Below are 5,337 nucleotides of genomic sequence, written 5' to 3'. Positions count from 1 at the left end.
CGCCTTCTCCCGACTTCGTGCGCACAGCCGAGCCAAGGCGAGCGCGGGCGTTGCTTTTTCCGCCTACTCCTTCTCCTCGTCGGTCCTCACTCGAACATAGGAGCCGGGGGCCTCTTCGATGGGCTTGAGCTTGCCTGCTCCCGGAATCCGGGCCGTCACCCGCTCCTTTCCGAAGGGCTCCACCCACGCCGCCCAATAGGTCCACCAGGAGCCCGCCTGGTGCCGGGCCTCCTGGAACCAGGTGTCCGGATCTGGCGCCAGCCGATCGTTCACCCAATAGCCGTATTTGCCCGCCGCGGGGGGATTGATCACCCCGGCGATGTGGCCCGAGCCCCCCAAGACGAAGGTGACCGGGCCGGAGAGCAGCCGCGCTCCGGCGTAGGTGGACCTCCAGGGCGCGATGTGGTCCTCCACCGTGGAGACGAAGAACGCCGGGGTCTTGACCTTGGACACGTCGATGGGCACACCCGCGAGCTGGATGCCGCCCGGCTCCTTGAGCAGATTGCGCTGATACATGTTGCGCAGGTAGAAGCTGTGCATGGCCGCCGGCATGCGGGTGGAATCCGAGTTCCAGTAGAGCAGATCGAAGGGGAAGGGGTCTTTGCCCAGGAGGTAGTTGTTCACCACGAAGGACCAGATCAGGTCGTTCGCGCGCAGCATGTTGAAGGTAGTGGCCATCTCGTGGCCCTCCAGGTAGCCGCGCTCCCGCATGCGCCGCTCCAGGGCGGCGATCTGCTCCTCGTCGATGAACACCTCGAGCTCCCCCGGCTCGGAGAAGTCGATCATGGTGGTGAAGAAGGTGGCGCTAGCGATGCGGGAGGCCTGGCGCTTGGCCGCGAGGTACGCCAGGGTGCAAGCGAGCAGCGTCCCGCCGAGGCAGTAGCCGATGGCGTTCACCTCCTTTTCGCCGGTCGCCTGCTCGATAGCTTCCAGGGCTGCCAGGGGGCCTTCCCGCAGGTAGTCGTCGAAGGTTTTTCTGGCGTGCTCGGCGTCCGGGTTAACCCAGGAGATGACGAACACCGTATGGCCCTGTTCCACCGCCCACTTGATGAAGGAATTCTTCTCTCGCAAGTCCAGGATGTAGTACTTGTTGATCCAGGGCGGGATGATGAGCAGCGGGCGCTTGAACACGGTCTCCGTGGCCGGCTGGTACTGCAGGAGCTGCATCAGGTCGTTCTGGTAGATTACCTTCCCTGGTGTCGTGGCGATGTTCACCCCCAGCTTGAAGGCCTCCGGGTCGGTCATCTTGATGCGCAACTGCCCGTTGCCCCGCTCCAGATCCTCCAGCAAGTTGGACAGCCCCTTGAGCAGGTTCTGGCCGCCGCTTTTCACCGTCTCGTCGAACACTTCCGGATTGGTGAGAACGAAGTTGCTGGGCGACAGGGCGTCGATATACTGGCGGGTGTAGAAACTGATCTTCTTCGCCGTCTGCTCGTCCAGCCCCTCCACGCTTCCCACCACGTTGTGCAGGTGACGAGCGGCAATCAGGTAGGACTGCTTGATGTAGTCGAACAGGAAGTGGTCTTCCCACGCCTCGTGCTGAAAGCGCTTGTCCCCTTTAGCAGGCGCGGCCACCGGCGGAACCTCGTGGCCCAGCATTTTTAGAAAACTGTTCTGCCACAGGGCCATGTAGTCCTGCCACAGATTCACCTGGGCTTGGGCAAGCTTGATGGGATCCAGCATCAGCTTCGCGGCCATGTCCATGAATGCCTTGGCGATGCCCAGCTCGTCGGCGAGCCCGAACTGCCCCTGCACCGCCTGCCGGGCGATGAAATCGGAAAGCACCTTGCTTGAGCGCTGGGCAATTTCGCTCAAGTGGCGGGCGAGCTCCACGGGATCGGGGATTTCGGCCTTCGGCGGCTCGGGGGCTATGCTGCTCACGGCCCTTCTCCTGTCGCGGCTGATCAAAGACAAGTCTAGTCCAACCCAGCAGGCGCTTCCATGAAGCGGGGATGCGCCAGGGTGCGAAAGCGGTACACGCCATTCGCCTCCAGGCGTTCGAGCCGGCCTCGGCGCCAAAGATAGTTCATGTGGGCGAGGGTCTCCCCCAAGGCGAAGAACAACTGATGGGCATCGAGGGAACGCCTGAACAGCTCCGGCATCACTTCCGCCGCCGTGCGGGGCTGGACGCAGGCGGCCCGCAAGATTTCCAGCCGCTCGGCGTGATGCCGGCGCAGCGCATCGATGCGAGCTCGCAGTCCTGTGAAGACCAGCCCGTGGGAGGGCAGCACCCGGGTATCCTCGGGCAAGCGCCGGTAACGGTCCAGGGAGCTCAAATACAGCCCCAAGGGGTCTGCTTCCGGCTCGGCGCTCCACACGCTCACGTTGGTGGAAATGCGCGGGAGCACCATGTCACCGGAAATCAAGAGCCCCAAGGCCTCACAGTGAAGGGCGGCGTGCTCGGGCGCGTGGCCATAGCCTACCCGCACGGTCCACACCCGCCCGTCGATGGGGATGGTCTCTGCGTCCAGAATGCGCCGGTAGCGGGTGGGTAGCTGCGGTACCCCCCGCCGGTACGTTTCCCCTTTGAGGCTCAAGTGCGCTAGCCGCGCCTCGTCTAGGCCGTGGCGCCGGTAGAGGTCCATCAGGGGTTCCTTGCCGAAGCCGGCCCAGCCGTCCCATACGGCATGGGCGGTCAGGTATTCCCCTTGGGTCATCCACAGCTCGGCCCCGAAGCGCCGGGTGAGCCAATGGGCGAGCCCCACATGGTCCGGGTGATAGTGGGTCACGATGACTCGGCGAATCGGCCGCCCGGCCAGCGGGCCGGCCAGCAGGCGCTCCCACGCCGCCCGGGAAGCCTCCCCCGCGTAGCCACAGTCCACCACCGTCCACCCGTCACCGTCCCGCAGCACCCAGAGGTTGATGTGGTCCAAGGCAAAGGGCAGCGGCATGCGCACCCAGCCCACGCCGTCGGTCACTTCCAGGAGTTCCCCGGGTTCGGGCACCTGCGGGCCGAACGGGTAATGGAGGGGGGACGTCGTCGCTTCCGAGGCAACGTTGGAGGGGACGGAAACTGGGTCGGCGGGGGCGGGCATCGTACTTCGTGGTGCGCGGGTTTTTGACTTTACGTTTACGTAAGATGGAAGTATAGTGAATCCTATTCTACGGGGTCATGCTGCAATACACAATGACAGGTGCCACCTATACCATCACCGAGCTGGCTCGAGAGTTCGGCGTGACCACCCGCACCATCCGCTTTTACGAAGACCAGGGGCTGCTGCGTCCCGCCCGGGAAGGGCGGCACCGGATCTATTCCCACCGGGACCGGGTGCGCCTCAAGCTCACTCTGCGGGGCAAGCGCCTGGGCTTTTCCTTGAGCGAGATCAAAGAGCTCTTCGACCTGTACGACGCTCGGGACGAAACCGCCCAGCTCCAGCAGTTCCTGGTCATTCTGGACAAGCGGAAAACGGCGCTACAGCAGCAGCGCCAGGACATTGACGCCATGCTGGCGGAGATTGAAACGTTCCAAAGGCAATGCCGCCGGATTTTGGAGGAGAGGCTAGGAGAGGGTCTTGGCGTAGCCGTCCCATCCGGCCCCTGAGCCACCGAGGTGCAGCGGAGACATTGGCGATCCGCGAAGCGACAACAGCATCTACCGCCCCCGACCCCGCATACGCGGAACGGGTGCGGGCGAGCTTCGCCCGTCAAGGGATCGTGGGCCCTCTCGGCGCCATCCTCGCCGAGGTGAAACCCGTCCATTGCGAGGTCTGGCCTCGTTTCCCTGCAGCTCACCCAACAGCACGGCGACTTCCACGGAAGCCTCATGGGTATGCTGGGCGATTCGGCCAGCGGCTACGCAGCCTGCATCCTGATGCCAGCCGATGCCGGGGTGCTCACTGCACCGTGGAATACAAGGTGAATCTCCTCGCGCCGGGCGACGGCCAGTGGTTTGATCGTCCGGGGCCGGGTGATCAAGGCCGGCCGGTCCCTGGTGGGATCCCAGGCCGACGTGACAGGGGTTAAGGACGGGACGCGGCGGCTGTGCGCCATCGTGCTCGGCACCCGCGTGACGATCCGGGGTAAGCCACAGGTGCACGGTTAAAGAAAGCGGTCGCGATCACGCAAGCGCCCGCTCCATGGATTGAGCAAAGGTGTCGCCATGGTAGAAGATCCCGTTGTCATCGTCTCTGCCGCTCGCACCCCGCTGGGCGGGCTGCTCGGGGACTTAAGTCCGCTCGCCGCCCACGAGTTGGGCGCAGCCGCCGTGCGGGCAGCGGTGGAGCGCTCGGGCCTCGCTCCCGAGGAGGTGGAGGAAGTCATCCTGGGCAACGTGCTCTGCGCCGGGCAGGGTCAAGCGCCCGCGCGCCAGGCAGCCCTCGGGGCGGGGCTCGCACTTTCCGCCGGCTGCACCACCATCAACAAGATGTGCGGCTCGGGCATGAAGGCAGTGATGCTGGCCCACGACTTGCTGCGGGCGGGAACCAACCGGGTAATGGTCGCCGGCGGCATGGAGAGCATGAGCAACGCTCCTTATCTATTGACGCGGGCCCGGGGCGGCTACCGCCTCGGCCATGGAGAACTGAAGGACCATATGCTCCTCGACGGACTGGAGGACGCCTACGACAAGGGGCGCCTGATGGGCAGCTTCGCCGAGGAATGCGCCGCCCGCTACCGCTTCTCCCGGGAGGCCCAGGACCGCTTCGCCCTCGCCTCCCTGACCCGCGCCCAGACAGCCACCCAGGACGGCACCTTCGCCCGGGAGATCGTGCCGGTGACGGTGAAAACCCGGGACGGAGAACGGGTGGTCGCCCAGGACGAGCAACCTCGCAAGGCAAGCCCCGACAAGATCCCGACCCTCAAGCCCGCGTTCAAGAAGGACGGTACGGTAACCCCCGCCAACGCCAGCTCCATCTCGGACGGCGCCGCGGCGCTGGTGCTGATGCGGCTGGCCGAGGCGCAAAAGCGGGGACTCAGACCCCTCGCCCTTCTCCGGGGACACGCTACCCATGCGCAAGAACCGGCCTGGTTCACCACCGCCCCGGTGGGGGCGATCCGCAAGCTCCACGAACAGATGGGCTGGAGCGAGCGAGACGTGGATCTGTACGAGATCAACGAGGCCTTTGCCGTAGTCACCATGGCAGCCATGGAGGAGCTCAAGCTTCCCCACGAGAAGGTGAACGTGCACGGAGGTGCTTGCGCCCTGGGCCACCCTATCGGGGCCTCGGGCGCCCGCATCCTGGTAACCCTGCTCCACGCCCTGGAGAAGTACGGCCTGAAGCGGGGCATCGCCGCCTTGTGCATCGGCGGCGGCGAGGCGACTGCTGTAGCGGTGGAAAAAATGTAAATTATCGCTCCAGGGGTTCAGGGAGGCAGAGGAAGGATCGCGCTTTCCTGAAG

Annotated in this window: 5 protein-coding genes; 3 read left to right on the top strand and 2 right to left on the bottom strand. The window is 65.0% G+C overall.

Annotated features, from left to right (window positions below):
* Positions 1-63: 63 nt before the first annotated feature.
* The gene (locus V7Q81_RS14385) at positions 64-1,881 is read right to left on the bottom strand and encodes a PHA/PHB synthase family protein (RefSeq protein WP_333844625.1); all 1,818 of its coding nucleotides are present in this window, start codon (positions 1,879-1,881) and stop codon (positions 64-66) included.
* A gap of 35 nt (positions 1,882-1,916) precedes the next feature.
* Entirely contained in the window at positions 1,917-3,035 is a 1,119-nt protein-coding gene (locus tag V7Q81_RS14380) for an MBL fold metallo-hydrolase (RefSeq protein WP_333844623.1), read from the bottom strand.
* A gap of 77 nt (positions 3,036-3,112) precedes the next feature.
* Between V7Q81_RS14380 and V7Q81_RS14375 the strand changes: the two genes are divergently transcribed.
* The 3 genes from V7Q81_RS14375 (at position 3,113) to V7Q81_RS14365 (ending at position 5,284) form a co-directional block, all read left to right on the top strand.
* Entirely contained in the window at positions 3,113-3,541 is a 429-nt protein-coding gene (locus tag V7Q81_RS14375) for a MerR family transcriptional regulator (protein ID WP_333844620.1), read from the top strand.
* A gap of 348 nt (positions 3,542-3,889) precedes the next feature.
* Entirely contained in the window at positions 3,890-4,042 is a 153-nt protein-coding gene (locus tag V7Q81_RS14370) for a hypothetical protein (protein ID WP_333844618.1), read from the top strand.
* Positions 4,043-4,099: 57 nt separating this feature from the next.
* Positions 4,100-5,284 carry an acetyl-CoA C-acyltransferase gene (locus V7Q81_RS14365; protein WP_333844616.1) on the top strand — a complete coding sequence of 395 codons (1,185 nt, stop codon included), beginning with the start codon at positions 4,100-4,102 and terminating at the stop codon, positions 5,282-5,284.
* Positions 5,285-5,337: the final 53 nt, after the last annotated feature.

Origin of the sequence: Pelomicrobium sp., assembly GCF_036803785.1 — a bacterium.
Taxonomy (GTDB): domain Bacteria; phylum Pseudomonadota; class Gammaproteobacteria; order Burkholderiales; family UBA6910; genus Pelomicrobium.
This window is presented reverse-complemented; position numbering and strand designations above follow the sequence as displayed.

Excerpts from the sequence above, each read along its gene's own strand:
- V7Q81_RS14375 (WP_333844620.1), top strand. The coding sequence starts at position 3,113 with ATGCTGCAATACACAATGACAGGTGCCACCTATACCATCACCGAGCTG.
- V7Q81_RS14365 (WP_333844616.1), top strand. The coding sequence starts at position 4,100 with ATGGTAGAAGATCCCGTTGTCATCGTCTCTGCCGCTCGCACCCCGCTG.
- V7Q81_RS14380 (WP_333844623.1), bottom strand. The coding sequence starts at position 3,035 with ATGCCCGCCCCCGCCGACCCAGTTTCCGTCCCCTCCAACGTTGCCTCG.